We start from the raw sequence: 20,439 nt of genomic DNA, 5'->3' as shown, positions 1-20,439 counted from the left end.
GGTGATTACATGAAACCAGAAGTACTGATCGTTGAAGATGACCGGAAAATTTCAAATCTCATAAGCATTTACTTAGCGAATGAAGGGTACGGCGTCAAACAGGCTTATGACGGGGAAGAGGGCAAGGAGCTCTATCTTCTGCACCGTCCCTGCCTGCTGATCCTTGATTTGATGCTGCCGAAATGGAGTGGGGAAGAGTTATGCCGCTTTGTTAAGGAAGAAAGCAAGGACTCCCCTGGCGTCATTATGTTGTCTGCGAAGGGAACGACGGAAGACCGGATTTCAGGGCTGCGTCTCGGTGCTGATGATTACATGACGAAACCGTTCAGCCCGGAAGAATTGATGGCGCACGTGGAAGCGGTCTTACGGAGAACGGGCCATGTGTGCCAAAAGCTCTCCCATGAAGGACTTGAAGTGAAGCCGCGGAAAGGAGAAGTATGGTTGGACGGTGAACGACTGGAGTTGACGCACTACGAGTTCAACCTGCTTTATTTTATGATGGATCACAAAGATCAAGTGTTTACGAGGGAACAGCTCCTCGAACAAATCCATCCGCACGGCGAAGCGGACATTATGGCCCGTACCATTGATGCGCACATTAAAAAGCTCCGCCGAAAAATAGAAACAGATGCTTCTGATCCGAAGAGAATTGTGACGGTAAGAGGGATGGGGTATAAATATGCGTCTCATTGAACGGGTCCTGCCGCCGAAACTTTGGGTGAAGATGACAATCGTAAACATTGCGCTTCTTATTGGAGTCGTCATCGTTACAGGAATGACACTCTATCAGACGGCTTGTTTTCTGGCTGCTGATATTACAGGCGTCGAGCGTGAAGCCCAGTTGACCTTCAACAACTCTTTGCTCATTTACGCATGGGTGATCGGCGGCGTCGTCATCGTGATGGGAGCTTTTTTATATTCAACCGTGACAAGGAAAGTGCTTGTCCCTGTTAAAGAGTTGAGCTCGGCCATGGAAACGATGAAATCCGGGAACTACCCAGGAGATTTGAACGTCCATACCAATGATGAAATAGGAGAACTTGTGGACCACTTCAATCGAATGAACCGTCGTTTGCAGCAACAGGAGCGCTCTCGTCACCAAATGCTTCGTGACTTATCTCATGAATTACGTACACCATTATCCAATTTGCAAGGTTATTTGGAGGCCCTTGAAAAAGGGGTGATTTCAGGGGATCAGACGATTTACCGTTCTCTTGCAGAAGAAACCGATCGAGTCTCTCAACTGCTCTCCCGGCTGGACGACATGGAATCCTGGACAACGCTGACCCCTTCGAAGCCACTGGAGGTCAGCCAAGAGGAAATGACACAGGTGATCTCTCAAGTAAGTCAGATGTTCACGTTGGAATTTGAGAAAAAGGGCATTGGGTTGAAGAGTGAGGTTGAAGCTGCGGAAGTGTCTGTAAATAGACAAGGCATCCAGCAGGTTTTGACGAATTTATTGAGGAATGCTCTTGAGTACCATGAGGGCACAGATGGAGTGGAAATCGAAGGGAGAGCAGAAGGTGAAAAATACGTGATCAAGGTAAAAGGAGGAGGAAAAGCGATTCCTTTAAATGAAAAGGATCGAGTTTTTGATCGCTTTTATCGCGTGGATCGTTCCCGTTCAGATGGCCGTTCTGGGCTCGGGCTTTCAATCAGTAAACAGATCGTTGAACGACATGGTGGTCAGATTCAATTGGAAACAGACGGCCGGAATCACTGTTTTTCTATAACATTACCGATGCAAGCGTAGACGAAAAGTTTGCGCTTTTTTTGTTGGGCGGAGGATGGATTCTTCAGCGTTGTGCGGTTTCATCGCTTTCGATCTTTCTGGTGCCAGGCACCACAACCGGTTTCGACGGTGCCAGACTTCCTGCTCATACATTCACAAACTCAAACGTATGAAAAGCCCCAGCTCAACGCTGAGGCCCCGCCACCTATACCTATACAAACTTTCGTCTCTTTGAATTCTTTTATCTTTAATTAAGATGGCTCAAATTCAAGATACCATAAAAAGTCATGAAAGTTAACCATTTTTTAGAAAAAATAGAAGGGGCAATGAAAACCTTATTCTTCTTCTATCGACAAATTTTTTTATAGAGTATGAAAACCGTAATGACGCCATTTCCTTTAATATCCAACGGTTCACAACCTTTGTTCATGCCTGTGCGTTATAGTATAGTTAAAATGAGCTTGATTTTTCTGAAAAAATAGTATTTTAGGGAGAAAGGGGTACACCAAATGACTCAGCAGACATTTTTGTATCAGCCGAAAATATCGGAAGTACTTAAAAATATGAGGAAGGTCATGATCGGGAAGGAAGAAGCAGCAATGTTGAGCCTTGTCGCGTTACTTGCGAAAGGGCACGTCCTTTTAGAGGATGTTCCAGGCGTCGGGAAGACGATGCTTGTGAAAACATTAGCTAAATCTCTGGATTGTGACTTTAAACGCATCCAATTCACGCCAGATTTGCTTCCTTCTGATGTGACGGGTGTATCGATATATAATCCGAAAAGTATGGAATTCGAATTCAGACCTGGTCCGATTCTCGGCAATATCGTCTTAGCGGATGAGATCAACCGGACATCACCGAAGACCCAGTCTGCTCTTTTGGAAGGGATGGAGGAGACGAGTATTACAGTGGATGGAAATACCGTTCCACTCAGCGATCCGTTTTTCGTCATGGCGACGCAAAACCCGATTGAGTATGAAGGGACTTATCCACTGCCGGAAGCCCAGCTCGATCGTTTCCTTATTAAAATGAAGATGGGGTACCCTTCAGCGAAACAGGAAATGGAGATGCTTTCAAGGACATCGAACGGCCACCCGATCGAGGGGATTTCCGCTGTGCTGACAAGGGACGAGCTTGTTGATTTGCAAAAAGAAGTGTTGGAGGTCTATGTCGATCGTACGGTTAACCGTTATATCATCGATCTTGTGACAGGGACACGGACTCATGACGGCGTTTACCTTGGGGTCAGCCCGCGTGGATCGATTGCATTGATGAAAGCGGCTAAGGCTTACGCGTTTATTCACGACCGCGATTATGTCGTACCTGATGACGTTCAATTCATGGCTCCGTATGTCCTTTCTCACCGTATGATTCTTACATCGGAAGCACGGTTTGAAGGGCAGACGGCTGAGGCGATCATTGACAGCCTGCTATCCTCCACGTCCATTCCAGTGAAGAGGAACATCAGTGAATGAGACGGAAACTTGGAATCATCGCTAGAAGCCTTGTCGTAGCGATCCTTTTCGTCATCCTCTTTTCCTACGCCATGTTTCAGGGGGGTTTTGTCAGCTGGTTCCTTTTTTATGCATTTCTGCCGTTTCTCCTTTATATGGCGGCTGTCCTCATTTATCCGGTCCATAATTGGAAAATCGAACGGAATCTTTCTAAACGAATGGCGATGGGAAGTGAAACCATCGATGTCGAAGTGAAGTTGAAACGGAAAGTTCCTTTTCCAATCTATTATTGTATTATCGAAGAACACTTACCGGAATCGCTGAAGAAAGTGGACGAGCATTTGGATAAATACAAGACCATGGATAAAGCAGATCAATTCTATGAACCACGTAAAGTGAAAAGGGTTGTTTTTCCTTGGTTCAGTAAGACGATCACTTACCGTTACCAGCTTGAGAAAGTCCCCCGGGGAGACCATAAACTGAAGGCACTCAGAATTAAGACAGGAGATTTCTTCGGTTTTGTAAAAAAGGAGCACGTTTATCATCAAGAAAGCAAATTGCTTGTTTTTCCATATACCCGCCCTGTGAAAATGAAAGACCGGGTGTACAGTTTTGAGCAGGGGGCAAGTCCTTCATTCAAGTTGAATGAAAAGAACACGAACATGGTAACAGGTGTTCGTGAATACATGCCTGGTGACCGCTTTGCCTGGGTGGACTGGAAAACGACGGCGAAGAAGAATGAGATGATGACGAAAGAATTTGAACAGGAAAAAAGTGTCGACATGATGCTGATTCTGAATGGCGTCTATCATCCGGAGATGAGCGAATTGAGTTTTGAAGGGGCGGTGGAATTCACAGCTTCCTTAATGAAGGAGTTCCATAAAACATCTTCCCCGCTATCTTTCATGTCCCTCGGTGACGGACGTAAATACTTTCCTTTTCATCAGGACCACGCTCACCAGCAGCAAATGCAAGGGCATTTGGCCAGAATCCGTCCTGTCGGGCGTATTCCTTTTGCACAACAGTTGGAGCGGGAAAAATCATTGGTTCCAAGTGGTGTGATGCTCATGATCGTCAGTCATCATTTGGACAAGGAGGTCCAGGTTGCGATTAGTAAACTGGCAAAAAGGAGTAAGCGTGTTGTCTTTTTCTATGTACGTCCTCATGGACAAATGTCGTTCCAGGACCATCAAGCTGTGAAGCAGATGAAAAGTCAGGGCGTCGTTGTCAATGTACTGAATGAGGAACAGTTGACGAAACAACAATTTGAGGTGAACACATGATGGAAGAGAGACAATCGTTCATCTATAAACTGATTCTCTATATTACTGGCTTTCTGTTGTTCTGTGAATGGATGCGGCCGATGGAGCAGATTTCCGATACGAATGATGTGCGTGTGTTCTTCATCTACGCGACGTTCTGCTTTTTTATATCCTTTTTGCAAGTGCCGTGGTATCTATCCATTCCCTTGAAAGGGCTGGGGCTTGCGTTCATCATTGATGGACTTTATATCGCGGAACGCATCTTTTCGCGTGACTGGTTTTCTGTTTTATATGAACAGGTGTTATTCAACATCCAGATGATCCAGTCCCAAGAGTGGTGGCAGATGACACCGCTCTTCCGAAGTTTATTGTTTTTGATTCTTCTATGGCTGATGAGCTATTTACTTTATTATTGGTTCGTCGTAGCCCGCCGAATGTTCTTTTTCGTCGTATTGACACTCATTTACGTCACAGTCGTCGATACGTTTACGATTTTTGATGGTAAATGGGCGATTGTAAGAACGTTCATCTTGGGCATGGTTGCGCTCGGGTTATCAAGTTTTGCAAAAGTGATGGAACAAGAGTCAATTTCTTTTAAAGGATTGCAAAAAGCGCAGGTATGGGCTCTTCCACTCCTTGCGATCATTTTGTTTTCCTCTGCGGCTGCTTACGCCTCACCGAAGCTTGATCCGCAATGGCCGGATCCTGTCCCTTATATCGAAAGCGCGGCAGGCGGGGCTGGACCTGGTGGAAGTGGCAGTGGCACCGTTCAAAAAGTCGGGTATGGAGAAGACGACAGCCGGCTTGGTGGTTCTTTCATACAAGATGACACTCCTATGTTCCGTGCGACGGCGGATGGAGAACGTTATTGGCGGATCGAGTCGAAAGATACGTACACAGGAAAAGGTTGGGAAGATACACTTGAAGAGCCAGTGACCAGCATGGACCCGCAAAACATCAGCTACGAATTGTTTACGGACAATGTAGAAGTGGAAGAACAGACGGTCATGATTGAAATGTCACGGCAGGCTTCTTTCCAAAAGTTGGTCTATCCCTATGGCTTATCCTCCCTTGTAAGGTTCCCGAATGATTACGAGCTTTTGGTCCATGAGAACACGGGAGAGATGGATACCGTAAAAGGAGATTCTCCTGCGAAGGTGAATGAATTCGTCGCCAATTATGAGTATCCTTCCTTTGAATACAATCAATTACGGGAAGCGGGAGATGACGATCCTCAAGAAATCCGCGATCAATACCTTCAGCTTCCAGATGGATTGCCGAACCGGGTGAGGAACTTGGCAGCTCAAATCGTCGAGGCCGAAGACAATCGATATGATCGTGCCAAAGCGATCGAGTCTTATTTTTCTTCCAATGGCTTTGAATACTCGACTACCGAGGTTCCCGTGCCAGATGAAAATGAAGACTACGTCGATCAGTTCTTATTTGAGTCCCAACTTGGTTATTGTGATAACTTCTCTACATCCATGGTCGTCATGCTCCGTTCTGAAGGAATTCCTGCCCGCTGGGTGAAAGGATTTACCGGAGGAGAGCGCATCGACACACGTGAAACTGAGCTTAGTGATGGTTTGCAAAATGTTTATCAAGTCACAAGCGGAAACGCCCACTCCTGGGTAGAGGTTTATTTCCCTGAAATCGGCTGGGTGCCTTTTGAGCCGACCAAAGGATTTACGAACAACACGGACTTCTATACCGATGTGGAAACAGAAGAAGGGGAAGATCCATCAGCAGCCCCGGATAGTGAGACACCGGAAGATCAAATGGGGAACCCACAGCAAATGGAAGAGGAAGAAAGTTCTGATGCTGCAGGCGCAGCAGGCTCTTCCGATCAAAGGTACACATGGTTATGGGTGCTATTGAGCGCAATCCTTGTAGTAGCGATCATTCTTTACTTCACAAGGTATCGTTGGATGACGGCGCTGCTCATTCGTAAATATAGGAAAAACAAAGATGAAGAAACGTACGAAAAAGCCTATCATTACCTTTTGAAGGTGCTTGATCATAAAGGATTCAAGCGTAAGCCGGAACAAACCTTGCGTGAGTTTGCGATATCGGTCGATCAGCATTACCAGTCGAATGACATGCGGCGGTTGACCAACCATTATGAACGTGTCATCTACCGGAATGAAGCCCAAAGTACACATTGGCCTAAAGTCACTGAATTATGGGAAAATTTAATCAAAAAGACATTGTCTTGATTCCTTTTCATGCGGTTGATAGAATGAATGAAAATTATCAGATGCATTCTTCCTTCGTATATCCTCGGGAATATGGCCCGAGAGTCTCTACCGGGGCACCGTAAACGCCCTGACTATGAAGGTGGGAATCACGTGACATGTATGTACATGGATGGATTTCTGCCTTCGTCGTCGTAGATTTGAGGCAGGGAATCCATCCATTTTTTTATGAAAATAAAAGTCTATAGATCAAGGAGTGGAACAGATGGAACAAGTACAAGGCATGATTCTCGTGCTGGACTTCGGGAGCCAGTATAACCAATTGATTACACGCAGAATCCGTGAATTCGGTGTGTATAGTGAGCTTCACTCTCACAAAATGAGCATCGAAGAGATTAAAGACATGAACCCGAGTGGAATCATACTATCCGGTGGACCGAACAGCGTCTACGGGGAGGAAAGCTTCCGTTGTGACGAGCAGATTTTCGAACTTGGCATTCCAGTCCTTGGGATCTGCTATGGCATGCAATTGATGACCCATCATTTTGGTGGAAAAGTCGAACGTGCTAAAGAGCGTGAATATGGAAAAGCGGATATCAACGTGGCGAAAGAGCCGGTGATTTTTGCTAAAACACCGAGAGAACAAACGGTTTGGATGAGTCACAGCGACAAAGTCATTGAAGCTCCTGAAGGGTTCCAAGTGGATGCGACAAGCCCGTCCTGTCCAGTAGCCGCCATCAGCAACGATGAAGCACGCATGTATGGCGTCCAGTTCCACCCGGAAGTCCGCCATTCAGAATACGGAAACGACATCCTCCGCAGTTTCGTTTTTGACGTATGTGAGGCGACCGATGATTGGACGATGGAACATGTTGTGGAAATGGAAGTGGAGAAGATCCGTGAAAAAGTCGGCGACCGTAAAGTGTTGTGCGCCTTGAGTGGTGGCGTAGATTCCTCTGTCGTCGCTGCTTTGATCCACCGTGCCATCGGTGATCAGCTCACATGTATTTTTGTCGACCACGGTCTGCTTCGTAAAAATGAAGCGGATGACGTTATGCGCACTCTCGGAGACGGCTTTAACATGAACATCATCAAAATTGATGCGAAAGACCGATTCATGAGCAAGCTTGCAGGTGTTTCGGATCCTGAGAAGAAGCGGAAGATCATCGGCAATGAATTCATCTATGTTTTTGATGACGAAGCAGAGAAATTGAAAGACATCGACTTTCTGGCACAAGGAACGCTTTACACGGATATTATCGAAAGTGGTACAGAGACCGCACAGACGATCAAGTCTCACCACAATGTCGGCGGCCTTCCTGAGGACATGCAATTCGAATTGATCGAGCCGCTGAACACGCTGTTCAAGGATGAAGTGCGTGCGCTTGGAACAGAGCTTGGAGTACCTGAACATATCGTCTGGCGCCAGCCATTCCCAGGACCGGGACTTGCCATCCGTGTGCTTGGTGAAGTGACAGAAGAGAAGCTTGAGATTGTTCGCGAGTCAGACCATGTCCTTCGTGATGAAATTAAAAAAGCAGGTCTTGACCGTGACATTTGGCAATACTTCACCGTGCTTCCGGACATCCGTTCCGTTGGGGTCATGGGCGATGAGCGTACGTATGATTACACAATCGGTATCCGTGCGGTGACATCCATTGATGGAATGACATCGGATTGGGCCCGTATTCCATGGGACGTCCTAGAGAAGATCTCTACGCGAATCGTCAACGAAGTCGATCACATCAACCGGGTCGTTTATGATGTGACGAGTAAGCCACCTGCAACGATTGAGTGGGAATAATCGAACGTTAGTTTACAATTATATCTTAACGTTCGGATTTGGGGTTGACGAATGATGTCGAACCTTGTAAGATAGAGACAAATGAATAAAGCAACACCGTCGTATAATTTTGGGGATAAGGCCCATGAGTTTCTACCAGACTACCGTAAATCGGTCTGACTACGTTGGTGAATAGACGATGAGGGAGACCTGTATAATAGTCTCACCTTTCGTCCGTTTCCTTCGTATAGATGTAGACACTCTTGGAGCTTCCAAGAGTGTCTTTTTTTGGTACCAGGTACATCCGCATGCTTGATGTGTACCTGGTACCAGATGGCCTCAGGACGGTACCAGGTACGAAAAAAAGAGAAAGCGTACCCGGTACCGATCTAGGTGAACGTAGTGCCAGGTATGGAAAATTTATTGTTGTGTACCGGGTGCGAATAGAGATACGGCGTGAGATGAATAGAGGGAAAAGGGGAGGAAACGTATATGAGTAAGTTTTTTAAGTTTGAAAAGTTTGGGACGACGTATCGCAGAGAGTTTATGGCAGGTTTAACGACCTTCCTTGCGATGGCGTACATTTTGTTTGTTAACCCGTCCACACTTGCGCTTGATGGAATTGAGCAGCTTCCTGAGGGTGTGACAAGGATTGATAAAGGAGCCGTGTTTACAGCGACGGCGATTGCAGCGGCTGTTGGTACACTCATTATGGGATTGTTCGCGAAATATCCGATTGCCCTCGCTCCGGGAATGGGTTTGAATGCGTTCTTCGCGTACACCGTCGTTTTAGGTTTCGGGATTCCGTGGGAAACCGCACTCGCAGGTGTTTTGGCTTCTGGACTTATTTTTATTGTATTAACCGTGACAGGCCTGCGGACGATGATCATCGATGCGATTCCTGCGAACTTGAAGCTCGCGGTCGGTGCCGGGATTGGTTTATTCATCGCATTCATCGGTTTCCAGAATTCCGGGATCGTGCAGAACAGTGATGCGACATTAGTACAGCTTGGCGACTTGACGGCAGGGCCGACGCTGCTTTCTATTTTCGGAATCATCGTCAGTGTTATGCTGATGGCGATGGGATTGAAAGGCGGTATTTTTTACGGAATGGTCCTGACATCCATCGCAGGTATGGTGACAGGTTTGATTGCTCCGCCGGCTGGCTTTGGAGATATTGTAAGCACAGCTCCTAGCGTTGCGCCGACTTTCGGTGCTGCCTTTACCCATTTCGGTGAAATTTTCACGATTGAAATGCTTGTCGTCATTTTAACGTTCTTATTCGTCGACTTTTTTGATACAGCTGGAACGCTTGTAGCAGTAGCGACACAAGCTGGTTTTATGAAAGATAATAAATTGCCGCGTGCCAACCGTGCGTTATTTGCTGATTCAGCAGCAACCGTAGTCGGTGCCGCTGTCGGTACGTCCACAACGACATCCTATATAGAGTCTACGGCTGGTGTCGGAGCTGGTGGACGTACAGGGTTCACTTCCGTTGTCACAGCTGGATTCTTCATTCTGGCGCTCTTCTTCTCGCCATTATTATCTGTGGTGACCGCAGAAGTGACGGCGCCTGCGTTGATCATTGTTGGTGTGCTCATGGCTTCCACTTTGAAAAATATCGATTGGGATCAGTTTGAAATCGCGGTTCCTGCCTTCTTTACGATTGCGGCGATGCCGATGACCTACAGCATTGCAACAGGAATTGCCATCGGATTTATTTTCTATCCGATTACGATGCTTTTAAAGGGGCGCGGAAAAGAGATCCATCCGATTATGTACTTCCTTTTTGTTATCTTTGTGTTGTACTTTATCTTCCTGGCATAGGGAGATACTGATAAAAGAGCGAATCTCACCGATAAATATGCGGAAGTCACTGATAAACTGCTGAAACCGACTGATAAATGGTGCAAAGCTACCGATAAAATAGCTGAAGCCGTTGATATGGGTGGAGTGGCTAATATAGTAGGATGACCTGCTAATATATGCTGAAAGTTGCTAATATATTCGATGAACCTGCTAATATAATCGCAAAACCTGCTAATAAAAGCTTCAAAGCTGCTAATATGTCAGTAGAAGCTAGAGCTACCCAGCTCAATCGGCAAAAAAAGAAACCGGCAAGTCGCCCAAACGGCTGCCGGTTTTATTCATCTTCCAAATGGCGGATCGTGATCGGACGCTGTTTCGTTGAATCTGAAATATAGCGGTGGAGCTGGATCACAAGCAGTCCATGCTTATACGTCGCTTCCACTTTGTCATGCCGAACGGGGAAGGGAAGATCGATACTTCTTTCAAATGCTCCATCGGCGATCTCTGATTTGATCTGGTGGCCCCCACGGTTATTGATTTCAATTTTTCCACTTAACGTCAATGTCGAATGGTCAACAAGAACGTCGACATTTTTCGGGTGATTCATTCCAGGGATGTTGACGAAGCAAAGCAGTTCATTGTCGTATTGATACATGTTGATTGCTGGAACGGCGGGTTTCATCATGCCGTCGAAGTCTCCCCAGAAGTCCTGCCCGAAGAAGCGGTCGAGGTTGGTTTTCCAATCTTTAAATTGATTCATGTCATCGTCCTCCAAAAAATGTCATAGATTGCGTTAAAAACTTGTTGTGCACGTCTCTTCTCATGGTTTATAGTGTATGCAAAGTACATCGTCTAGGTGAATGTCACGGTTTGTGCAAACCCTAGCGTAGGAGGCTCTCAACTATGTTAGAAAACCCATTATTGCTCGTTGGGATTATTTTAGCTGTCAATATTGTCTATGTTTCGTTTTTTACCCTCCGTATGATTTTCACGCTGAAGGGACAGCGCTATTTTGCTGCGTTTATCAGCATGTTCGAAATCGTGACGTACATTTACGGGCTGGGGCTCGTCCTCGACCGCCTGGATCAGATTGAAAACGTCATTGCCTATGCCGTCGGGTATGGTCTCGGTGTCATTGTCGGAATGAAGATTGAAGAGAAGCTCGCTCTCGGGTATATTACAGTTAATGTGATATCTTCAGACCCAGACATCGAATTCACCCGCAGACTTCGTGAAAAAGGATATGGTGTTACGAGCTGGTACGCTTATGGCATGGAAGGCGATCGCTTGGCGATGCAGATCCTGACACCACGGAAGTACGAACTCGCTTTGTATGAAACGATCCGTTATATCGACCCGAAAGCTTTTATCGTGGCGTATGAACCGAAGCAGATTCATGGTGGATTCTGGGCGAAATCCGTTAAGAGAGGAAAGATTCGTGATGCCCAAAAAGAACAAGAACAGCAAGAAGCGCTTTGAAGTCGGTGAAAAGGAATCGATCGGGCAATGTCTCGACCGAATGAAAAAAGAAGGATACACGCCGATCCGTCGCGCGGAAGAGCCTGTCTTCCGTGAAGAAACCCGTAATGGGGAAAAAGTGATGGAACCTGTAGGAAAAACGATCGTATTTCATGCGGTAAAGGAATAAAACCGAACGATCAATTGTAACGTTTTTATTAATGTTCGATATTTGCGTTGACATGTTGGAACAGAAATTGATATGATGAAGGCAGAATTGCATAGACGACCTCATATATGACGGGGATATGGCCCGTACGTCTCTACCTGGGAACCGTAAATTTCCGGACTATGAGGGGAGTTTAAGCTGTGAAAAAGCTTTCTCAGACCGGACACACGTGTGCCTGTTCGACTCCTCTCATCTTTTGAGGGGCGTCGAGCAGGCATTTTTCATGCTACGAAAGAAAAGAGGGATTCGATGGCAAGTGTAGGCGTAATCATGGGCAGCATTTCAGATTGGGAGACGATGAAAGAAACGTGCAGCGTTTTGGATGAGCTTTCAATCGATTATGAAAAAGAAATCATCTCAGCACATCGTACACCTGAAGATATGTTCACATACGCGGAAACGGCCCGGGATAAAGGGTTGAAAGTGATTATTGCAGGGGCAGGGGGCGCGGCTCACTTACCTGGGATGGTCGCATCTAAAACGACACTACCGGTCATCGGCGTTCCGGTGGAATCGAAAGCATTGCAAGGGTTGGATTCTCTTTTATCCATCGTGCAGATGCCAGGGGGCGTTCCTGTCGCTACCGTTGCGATCGGGAAAGCAGGCGCGAAAAATGCGGGTCTTCTGGCAGCGGAAATGATTGGAGCTTTCGATCAGGAAGTAGCTTCAAAACTATCAGACTATCGCCGGCAGATGGCAGATAAAGTCGACGGAATGAGGAGGGATCTTCGTGAAACCTGAAGTGATTCGACCAGGAAGAACGATCGGGATTTTAGGAGGCGGCCAGCTCGGTCGTATGATGGCTGTCGCGGCAAGACATATGGGCTATCAAATCGCTGTGCTTGATCCTGCAGAAAATTGCCCTTGTGCCTCAATCGCTGAGGAACACATCATCGCTGAATATGATGACTTGCAAGCAGCGGAACGATTGAGTGAGGTCAGTGATGTGATCACCTACGAATTTGAAAACGTCGACCTCGATGTGGCACGGCTTTTCGAAGAAAAAGGGAAGCTGCCGCAAGGAGCATTTGCGCTTGAAGTGACCCAAAACAGGGCCAAAGAGAAGGAGATTGCCGTCGATGCTGGACTGTCCGTTCCTGAGTATCGTATCGTGACCACTTTTGAAGAGGTGGAAGAAGCGATGGAAGTCACAGGCTATCCTGCTGTCATCAAGACGGTCAGCGGCGGCTATGATGGCAAGGGACAGCAGAAAATCGAAGGCGAAACTCATCTCGAAGATGTCCGGTCTTTCATGAAAGAAGGCGGCACCTACATTGTGGAGCAGTGGCTTGAATTCGATCTTGAAATTTCTCAAGTGTTCACAAGAGGAATGGATGGACGTATCATCCCTTTCCCGATTGCGGAAAATATCCATAAGAACCACATTTTGCATGAATCAAGAGTTCCGGCAACCGTTCCTGGGAAAGTGGAAGAGCGCGCGCATGAAGCTGTTGAAGTATTAGCTGAACGAATCGGAGTGGTCGGTACATTCGCTGTTGAAATGTTCGTCAAAGGAAAGGACATTTTCATCAATGAAATGGCGCCACGGCCTCATAACTCAGGGCATTATACGATTGAGGCGTGCAGCGTGTCACAATTCGAACAGCACGTCCGTGCGATTTGCGGTCTCCCGCTGTTACCGGTCCATTCGTTCGGGGCAGCGGTGATGGTGAACGTGCTCGGGAAACATCGAAGCATTTTGCTGGATCGTCTGGAATATTATCATGGCTTTCATTTTCACGACTATGGAAAAGAGGAAGCCCGTCAGACCCGTAAAATGGGGCACATAACCTTTGTGGGGGACAATTTAAAAGAAATCGACAAAGTCATCACAGAAAATCAGATCCATTTATGGTAGGAGGAAGACAATGATTGAACGTTATACACGCCCGGAAATGGGTGCAATTTGGACAGAAGAAAATAGATACCAGGCTTGGCTTGAGGTTGAACTTTTAGCTTGTGAAGCGTGGAGTGAACTTGGGGTCATCCCGAAAGATGACGTGAAGAAATTACGCGAGAATGCATCCTTTTCCATCGACCGCATACACGAAATTGAAGCAGAAACACGCCACGATGTTGTGGCTTTCACCCGTGCCGTTTCTGAAACGGTGGGAGAAGAGCGAAAATGGGTGCATTATGGACTGACTTCAACAGACGTTGTGGACACGGCGCTGTCCTATCAATTGAAGCAGGCGAATGAAATCATCCGTAGAGACCTCGTCAACTTTATCGAGATCCTTGGTGAGAAAGCGAAGGAACACAAACACACGGTTATGATGGGCCGTACACACGGTGTACATGCCGAGCCGACGACGTTTGGACTGAAGCTTGCCCTTTATTATGAAGAAATGAAGCGTAATCTCGAGCGTTTGGATCTTGCAATGGACCACATTCAGTTCGGAAAGCTTTCTGGGGCTGTCGGAACGTATGCGAACATCGATCCATTTGTTGAAGAGTATGTGTGTGAAAAGCTTGGCCTGAAGCCAGCACCTGTTTCGACACAAACCCTGCAGCGTGATCGTCATGCTCATTATGTATCCACACTTGCTTTGGTTGCGACTTCGATTGAGAAAATTGCTGTGGAAATCCGCGGCCTGCAAAAAACGGAAACACGTGAAGTGGAAGAATTTTTTGCGAAAGGTCAAAAAGGTTCCTCTGCGATGCCGCATAAACGGAATCCAATCGGTTCTGAAAATATGACCGGAATGGCACGCGTCCTGCGCGGCAACATGCTGACGGCATTTGAAAATGTACCGCTATGGCATGAACGTGACATCTCTCACTCTTCCGCAGAGCGAATCATCCTGCCTGATGCAACGATCGCTTTGAATTACATGTTGAACCGTTTCGGAAACATCGTGAAGAACTTGACTGTCTTCCCTGAACGGATGCAGGAAAATATGGAGAAAACATACGGACTCATCTTCTCCCAGCGTGTATTGCTGACGCTCATCGATGAAGGCTTGGTCCGCGAAGAAGCTTACGACCTCGTCCAGCCGAAAGCCATGGAAGCATGGGAGCGCGGCATCCCGTTCCGTGAACTGATTGAAGCAGACGACAAGATTACATCCACCCTGTCCGAAGAACAGCTGGATGCCTGCTTCGACTACAAGCACCACCTGAAACAAGTCGACCGCATCTTCGACCGCATCGGACTGTAACGCTGTAACGAAAGATGATGGACAAATAATGGAAAATACTGTATGACCTGGTACACCAGAATCTGGTGTACCAGGTCATACAAAAAATCCCAATTCCTTAGCGAGGTGTTTCTGAATGAAGGGTTCTTTATTGTACGAAGGGAAAGCGAAACGGGTGTATCATACGGCGGATGAGTCGGATCAGCTCGTTTTATCTTATAAAGATGACGCTACAGCATTTAACGGCAAGAAAAAAGACGAGTTCGCAGGCAAAGGACGCCTCAACAACTTGATTACCTCGAAAGTATTCCAATACTTACACCAGCACAACATTACGACCCACTTTATCAAAGCTCTGAACGATACCGAACAGCTGGTCAGACGAACGGACATCATTCCTCTTGAAGTCGTCGTCCGCAACCAGGCTGCTGGCAGCATTACGCGCCGGCTCGGCATCGAGGAAAAAACGAGCTTTACTCCACCGATCATTGAATTGTTTTACAAGAAAGACGAATTGAATGACCCGCTCATCAACGATGTCCACGCGTATCATCTCACGGACATCACGGAACAAGAACTCACGTTTATTAAACAGCAAGCCTTAGACATCAACATTGAACTTCAAAAGCTTTTCCGTTCGGCAGGGCTGACACTTGTCGACTTCAAATTGGAATTCGGCCGCCTCAAAGACGGCACGATCGTCCTTTCTGATGAAATTTCCCCGGATACGTGCAGGCTTTGGGACAAAGAAACAGGCGAGAAAATGGATAAAGACGTCTTCCGGGAAAGTACCGGTGACTTGATCGATACGTACACCAAAATACTACATCGACTGGAGGAGAGCGTATGCGCAAAGTAAAGATTCACATCACGTTGAAAGAAGGGGTCCTTGATCCACAAGGAAAAGCTGTCCACAACTCCCTGCAATCGTTAGAATATAACAACGTCCAGGACGTACGCGTCGGAAAATACATGGAAGTGATGGTTGAAGACAGTGACAATCTTGAAGCGGAGATCGATCGCATGTGCGACCAGCTTCTTGCCAACCCTGTCATCGAAAATTACAGCTACACGATTGAGGAGGCGGGTTAACGTGAAATTCGCTGTCATCGTTTTTCCAGGATCGAATTGTGACCGTGATATGTACTTTGCTGTTAAAGATCAACTCGGGGCAGAAGCGGATCTTGTCTGGTATAAGGAAGCAAATCTAGCAAACTATGACGGGATTCTACTGCCGGGCGGTTTCTCTTATGGCGATTACCTGCGCTCGGGTGCCATTGCCTCTACTTCTGATGTCATCACACAAATCCGCGAAGCAGCCGAGGCAGGAAAGCCAGTGCTTGGCGTGTGCAACGGATTCCAGATCCTTCTCGAAATGGGACTTCTGCCTGGTGCAATGCTTCCGAATGAAAAGCTCAAGTTCATGTGCCATTACGAAACATTGACCGTCGAGAATGCGGATACGATGTTTACCCGTCAATACGAGGAAAAGGAAAAAATCCAAATTCCAATCGCGCATGGAGACGGCAACTATTTTTGTGACGAAGAAACGCTTCAGAAGCTCCAAAACAACAAGCAGATCGTCTTTACGTATGACCAAAACCCGAACGGATCTGTCGGAGATATTGCCGGCATCACGAATGAAAAAGGAAATGTGCTCGGCATGATGCCACACCCGGAACGGGCGGTCGAAGCTCTTCTTGGTCACGATGACGGTCTTCGTCTATTTCAATCGATTTTGACACACTGGAGGGAACACCATGCCATCAATGCTTGAGATCAGTCCAGAACAAATCGAAGAACAGCACGTCTATAGAGAGATGGGGCTGAAGGATGACGAGTATGCATCGATTCGCTCGATTCTCGGCCGTCGTCCGAATTACACAGAGACCGGCTTGTTTTCGGTCATGTGGTCGGAACACTGCAGCTACAAAAACTCCAAACCGCTTTTGAAAAAGTTCCCGACTGAAGGGTCGCACGTGCTCCAAGGTCCAGGGGAAGGAGCGGGAATCATCGACATCGGTGATGATCAGGCCGTTGTTTTCAAAATCGAAAGCCACAATCACCCGTCTGGTGTTGAACCGTATCAAGGGGCGGCAACTGGCGTCGGTGGAATTTTGCGTGACGTCTTCTCGATGGGCGCACGCCCAATCGCGCTTCTGAATTCGCTCAGGTTCGGTTCGTTGCAGCAACCACGTGTGAAGTACCTTTTTGAAGAAGTCGTCCGCGGCATTGCCGGTTATGGCAACTGTGTCGGTGTCCCAACGGTCGGCGGAGAAGTCCAGTTCGATGATGCGTATAATGGAAATCCGCTCGTCAATGCGATGTGTGTCGGATTGATCGATCATAAAGATATCCAAAAAGGAATTGCGGCCGGTATCGGTAACACGGTCATGTACGTCGGAGCCAAGACCGGGCGCGACGGCATCCACGGCGCTACCTTCGCATCGGAAGAATTGTCGGAAGAGTCCGAAGAAAAGCGTCCATCCGTACAAGTCGGGGATCCGTTTATGGAAAAACTGCTCATCGAAGCTTGTCTTGATGTCATCCAGCACGATGCTCTTGTCGGTATTCAAGATATGGGAGCGGCAGGACTGACTTCATCCGCAAGTGAAATGGCGAGTAAAGCAGGCACAGGAATGACGATGAATCTCGACCATATCCCGCAGCGCGAAGAAAATATGACGGCTTATGAAATGATGCTCTCTGAATCTCAGGAAAGGATGCTGCTCGTCGTAGAAAAAGGACGCGAAGAAGAGATCGCAAAAGTTTTTCGTAAGTATAATCTTGAAGCGGTAGCGGTCGGTGAAGTGACGGATACGAAACGCTTCTGCCTTGAGCATCACGGGGAAGTTGTTGCTGACGTTCCCGTTGATTCTCTTGCTGAGGATGCACCGGTCTACCATCAGCCGTCCCGTATCCCTGCGTACTATGAAGAGTTTCAAAGAATGGAAAATTATATTCCGAAAATCACAGATTACCGGGAGACATTGGTGAATCTATTGAAACAGCCGACAATCGCCAGCAAAGAATGGGTGTACGATCAGTATGATTCCATGGTCCAGACGAATACCGTCGTCACACCAGGATCTGATGCGGCTGTGCTTCGCGTACGCGGTACAAACAAAGCGCTTGCGATGACGACCGACTGCAATTCCCGTTATCTCTATGTAGACCCTGAAGTCGGTGGGAAAATCGCAGTTGCTGAAGCAGCAAGAAATATCGTCTGCTCGGGTGGTCGCCCACTGGGAATCACAGACGGACTCAATTTCGGATCACCGGAAAATCCGGAAATCTTTTGGCAGATGGAAAAAAGCGTCGACGGCATGAGCGAGGCGTGCCGTAACCTTGAAACGCCTGTCATCGGTGGGAATGTCAGCTTGTACAACGAATCGTTCGGTGGTCAGGCGATTTACCCGACACCGATCGTCGGTATGGTCGGTTTGATTGATGATGTTAAGCATATCACTCGTTCCCATGCGCAACATGCCGGCGACCTCATCTATGTAATTGGGGAAACGAATGCAGAATTCGGGGGCAGTGAACTGCAGGGCATGCTTGAAGGAAAGCATTTTGGAAAAGCCCCGTCGCTGGATTTAAAGATTGAGTATAACCGTCAAAAACAGCTTTTGACAGCGATTCGCGCAGGACTTGTCGTCTCTGCTCATGACGTATCAGAAGGTGGTCTATCTGTTGCCCTTGCCGAAAAGCTTTTTGAAAACGAGTTCGGTTGTGAGGTGACGCTAGAAGGCGAACCTGTCACAGCGTTGTTTTCAGAATCGCAGTCGCGTTTTATCGTCACCATAGCCCCGGAACAAAAGGACGCGTTCGAACAGAGTGTCACGGACGCCCGTTTGATCGGAACCGTGACGGAGAACGGGGTGTATAGAATCAAGCAGGAAGGCGTCGTTCTGGAAGAAAAGACATCAGTGCTGAAAGAAGCGTGGAAAGGAGCGATCGGATGCTTGGTGAAATCAAAGGTTTGAACGAAGAATGCGGCATTTTCGGCGTCTGGGGCCATCAGGATTCGGCCCAGCTGACGTATTACGGACTGCATGCCCTCCAACACCGTGGTCAGGAGGGAGCGGGCATCGTCACAACAGATGGGGAACAGCTGAAGCTCGCCAAAGGGCACGGCCTCATCAATGAAGTTTTTTCAGAAAATCAGCTCGATGACTTGAGTGGTCATGCTTCGATCGGTCACGTGCGCTACGCAACGGCAGGGGACGGCGGCTATGAAAATATCCAGCCGCTTCTCTTCCGCTCCCAAACAGGGGGACTTGCACTTGCGCATAATGGAAACCTTGTGAACGCCCAAGCGTTGAAAAACCAGCTGGAGGCGCAGGGAAGCATTTTGCAGACGACTTCCGATACTGAAGTGGTTGCCCATTTAATCAAACGTGCCCGCCATCTGCCTCTCGAGCAGGCCATCATGGAGGCTCTGTCGATGATCAAAGGCGCGTATGCGTTTCTCGTCATGACTGAGGACCGCATGTTTGTCGCCAATGACCCGCGCGGGTTGCGTCCACTCAGCCTTGGTCATCTGGGAGAATCATGGATCGTCTCTTCAGAAACATGTGCCTTCGATGTTGTCGGTGCCGAGTATGATAGGGAAATCGATCCTGGTGAGCTCTTGATCATATCAGATGAGGGAGTGGAATCCAAACGGTTCTCCGCTCCGATTCAGCGCACGCTCTGCTCGATGGAATATGTCTACTTTTCAAGACCTGACAGCAATCTCGACGGAAAAAATGTCCACGCTTCCCGTAAACGGATGGGCAAATCGCTTGCGGAAGAAGCTCCGATTGATGCGGATGTTGTGACAGGTGTTCCGGACTCAAGTATTTCGGCAGCCATCGGTTACGCAGAAGCTTCCGGGATTCCGTATGAGCTCGGGTTGATCAAAAACCGCTATGTCGGCCGGACATTCATACAGCCGTCTCAAGAGCTACGTGAACAGGGTGTGAAAATGAAGCTCTCTGCTGTCCGAGGGATTGTCGAAGGGAAAAAAGTGGTCATGGTCGATGATTCGATCGTGAGGGGTACGACGAGCCGCCGAATTGTGAAGATGTTGAAGGATGCGGGAGCGAAGGAAGTTCACGTGCGGATTGCGTCTCCACCGATTAAAAACCCGTGCTATTACGGCATTGATACTTCAAACAGTGGGGAATTGATCGCCGCGAACAATTCCGTCGAGGAAATCGAAGAGCAAATTGGCGCTGACAGTCTCGCTTTTCTATCAGTTCAAGGATTGAATGACAGTATATATCAAGGAGAAGAGTCGCTGAGACACGGCGGTTGTATGGCGTGTTTCACCGGCAATTACCCGACAGAAATTTATCCGAACACGATGCATCCATATGAAAAGGCATAGGAG

The 20,439-nt window shown here is 47.6% G+C and carries 18 protein-coding genes and 3 riboswitches; of the genes, 17 read left to right on the top strand and 1 reads right to left on the bottom strand.

Annotation, left to right across the window (positions count from 1 at the left end):
- Positions 1 to 9: 9 nt before the first annotated feature.
- From BLS23_RS05415 to BLS23_RS05380, 7 genes are all read left to right on the top strand, one after another.
- Positions 10 to 693, top strand: a complete 684-nt coding sequence (locus BLS23_RS05415) for a response regulator transcription factor (RefSeq protein ID WP_089651527.1) — start codon at positions 10 to 12, stop codon at positions 691 to 693.
- Complete coding sequence (locus tag BLS23_RS05410) at positions 680 to 1,753, top strand: HAMP domain-containing sensor histidine kinase (RefSeq protein WP_089651526.1); 1,074 nt, start codon at positions 680 to 682, stop codon at positions 1,751 to 1,753. The genes BLS23_RS05415 and BLS23_RS05410 overlap by 14 nt, the downstream gene beginning before the upstream one ends.
- A 488-nt stretch (positions 1,754 to 2,241) precedes the next feature.
- Entirely contained in the window at positions 2,242 to 3,207 is a 966-nt protein-coding gene (locus tag BLS23_RS05405; protein WP_089651525.1) for an AAA family ATPase, read from the top strand.
- A complete protein-coding gene (locus tag BLS23_RS05400; protein ID WP_089651524.1) occupies positions 3,204 to 4,469 on the top strand; it encodes a DUF58 domain-containing protein in 1,266 nt (421 codons plus the stop codon). Before BLS23_RS05405 ends, BLS23_RS05400 begins: the two co-directional genes overlap by 4 nt.
- Positions 4,469 to 6,664 carry a transglutaminase TgpA family protein gene (locus BLS23_RS05395; RefSeq protein ID WP_089651523.1) on the top strand — a complete coding sequence of 732 codons (2,196 nt, stop codon included), beginning with the start codon at positions 4,469 to 4,471 and terminating at the stop codon, positions 6,662 to 6,664. The genes BLS23_RS05400 and BLS23_RS05395 overlap by 1 nt, the downstream gene beginning before the upstream one ends.
- A 34-nt stretch (positions 6,665 to 6,698) precedes the next feature.
- A riboswitch (purine riboswitch) is annotated at positions 6,699 to 6,800 on the top strand.
- A gap of 108 nt (positions 6,801 to 6,908) precedes the next feature.
- A complete protein-coding gene (gene guaA / locus BLS23_RS05390; RefSeq protein ID WP_089651522.1) occupies positions 6,909 to 8,447 on the top strand; it encodes a glutamine-hydrolyzing GMP synthase in 1,539 nt (512 codons plus the stop codon).
- 79 nt (positions 8,448 to 8,526) lie between these two features.
- Positions 8,527 to 8,629, top strand: a riboswitch (purine riboswitch).
- 289 nt (positions 8,630 to 8,918) lie between these two features.
- A complete protein-coding gene (locus tag BLS23_RS05380; protein ID WP_089651520.1) occupies positions 8,919 to 10,253 on the top strand; it encodes an NCS2 family permease in 1,335 nt (444 codons plus the stop codon).
- A 316-nt stretch (positions 10,254 to 10,569) separates the two neighbouring features.
- Here BLS23_RS05380 and BLS23_RS05375 read toward each other — a convergent pair whose 3' ends face one another.
- Positions 10,570 to 10,995 (bottom strand): Hsp20/alpha crystallin family protein, encoded by a 426-nt coding sequence (locus BLS23_RS05375; protein ID WP_089651519.1) that lies wholly within the window; start codon positions 10,993 to 10,995, stop codon positions 10,570 to 10,572.
- Positions 10,996 to 11,138: 143 nt separating this feature from the next.
- Between BLS23_RS05375 and BLS23_RS05370 the strand changes: the two genes are divergently transcribed.
- The 10 genes from BLS23_RS05370 to purF all read left to right on the top strand — a co-directional run bounded on the left by BLS23_RS05370 (position 11,139) and on the right by purF (position 20,436).
- On the top strand, positions 11,139 to 11,714 hold the full coding sequence (locus BLS23_RS05370) for a DUF2179 domain-containing protein (protein WP_089651518.1): 576 nt from the start codon (positions 11,139 to 11,141) through the stop codon (positions 11,712 to 11,714).
- Entirely contained in the window at positions 11,677 to 11,883 is a 207-nt protein-coding gene (locus tag BLS23_RS05365; RefSeq protein ID WP_089651517.1) for an NETI motif-containing protein, read from the top strand. Before BLS23_RS05370 ends, BLS23_RS05365 begins: the two co-directional genes overlap by 38 nt.
- 81 nt (positions 11,884 to 11,964) lie before the next feature.
- Positions 11,965 to 12,065: riboswitch (purine riboswitch) on the top strand.
- A gap of 106 nt (positions 12,066 to 12,171) precedes the next feature.
- Complete coding sequence (gene purE, locus BLS23_RS05360) at positions 12,172 to 12,663, top strand: 5-(carboxyamino)imidazole ribonucleotide mutase (RefSeq protein ID WP_089651516.1); 492 nt, start codon at positions 12,172 to 12,174, stop codon at positions 12,661 to 12,663.
- Complete coding sequence (gene purK / locus BLS23_RS05355; RefSeq protein ID WP_089651515.1) at positions 12,653 to 13,780, top strand: 5-(carboxyamino)imidazole ribonucleotide synthase; 1,128 nt, start codon at positions 12,653 to 12,655, stop codon at positions 13,778 to 13,780. Before purE ends, purK begins: the two co-directional genes overlap by 11 nt.
- Positions 13,781 to 13,790: 10 nt before the next feature.
- Positions 13,791 to 15,083, top strand: coding sequence for an adenylosuccinate lyase (gene purB, locus BLS23_RS05350; RefSeq protein ID WP_089651514.1), 1,293 nt, complete (start codon positions 13,791 to 13,793; stop codon positions 15,081 to 15,083).
- Positions 15,084 to 15,198: 115 nt separating this feature from the next.
- On the top strand, positions 15,199 to 15,921 hold the full coding sequence (gene purC, locus BLS23_RS05345; protein WP_089651513.1) for a phosphoribosylaminoimidazolesuccinocarboxamide synthase: 723 nt from the start codon (positions 15,199 to 15,201) through the stop codon (positions 15,919 to 15,921).
- Positions 15,909 to 16,154 carry a phosphoribosylformylglycinamidine synthase subunit PurS gene (purS, locus tag BLS23_RS05340; protein WP_089651512.1) on the top strand — a complete coding sequence of 82 codons (246 nt, stop codon included), beginning with the start codon at positions 15,909 to 15,911 and terminating at the stop codon, positions 16,152 to 16,154. Before purC ends, purS begins: the two co-directional genes overlap by 13 nt.
- Position 16,155: 1 nt before the next feature.
- A complete protein-coding gene (gene purQ, locus BLS23_RS05335) occupies positions 16,156 to 16,839 on the top strand; it encodes a phosphoribosylformylglycinamidine synthase subunit PurQ (RefSeq protein WP_089651511.1) in 684 nt (227 codons plus the stop codon).
- On the top strand, positions 16,823 to 19,048 hold the full coding sequence (purL, locus tag BLS23_RS05330; protein WP_089651510.1) for a phosphoribosylformylglycinamidine synthase subunit PurL: 2,226 nt from the start codon (positions 16,823 to 16,825) through the stop codon (positions 19,046 to 19,048). Before purQ ends, purL begins: the two co-directional genes overlap by 17 nt.
- A complete protein-coding gene (gene purF, locus BLS23_RS05325; protein WP_089651509.1) occupies positions 19,024 to 20,436 on the top strand; it encodes an amidophosphoribosyltransferase in 1,413 nt (470 codons plus the stop codon). Before purL ends, purF begins: the two co-directional genes overlap by 25 nt.
- The last annotated feature ends 3 nt before the right edge of the window (positions 20,437 to 20,439 follow it).

The sequence above is a fragment of the Halobacillus aidingensis genome, from assembly GCF_900104185.1.
GTDB lineage: Bacteria > Bacillota > Bacilli > Bacillales > Halobacillaceae > Halobacillus > Halobacillus aidingensis.
Note: the sequence above shows the minus strand (reverse complement) of the source record. Positions and strands in the feature narration are given on the sequence as shown.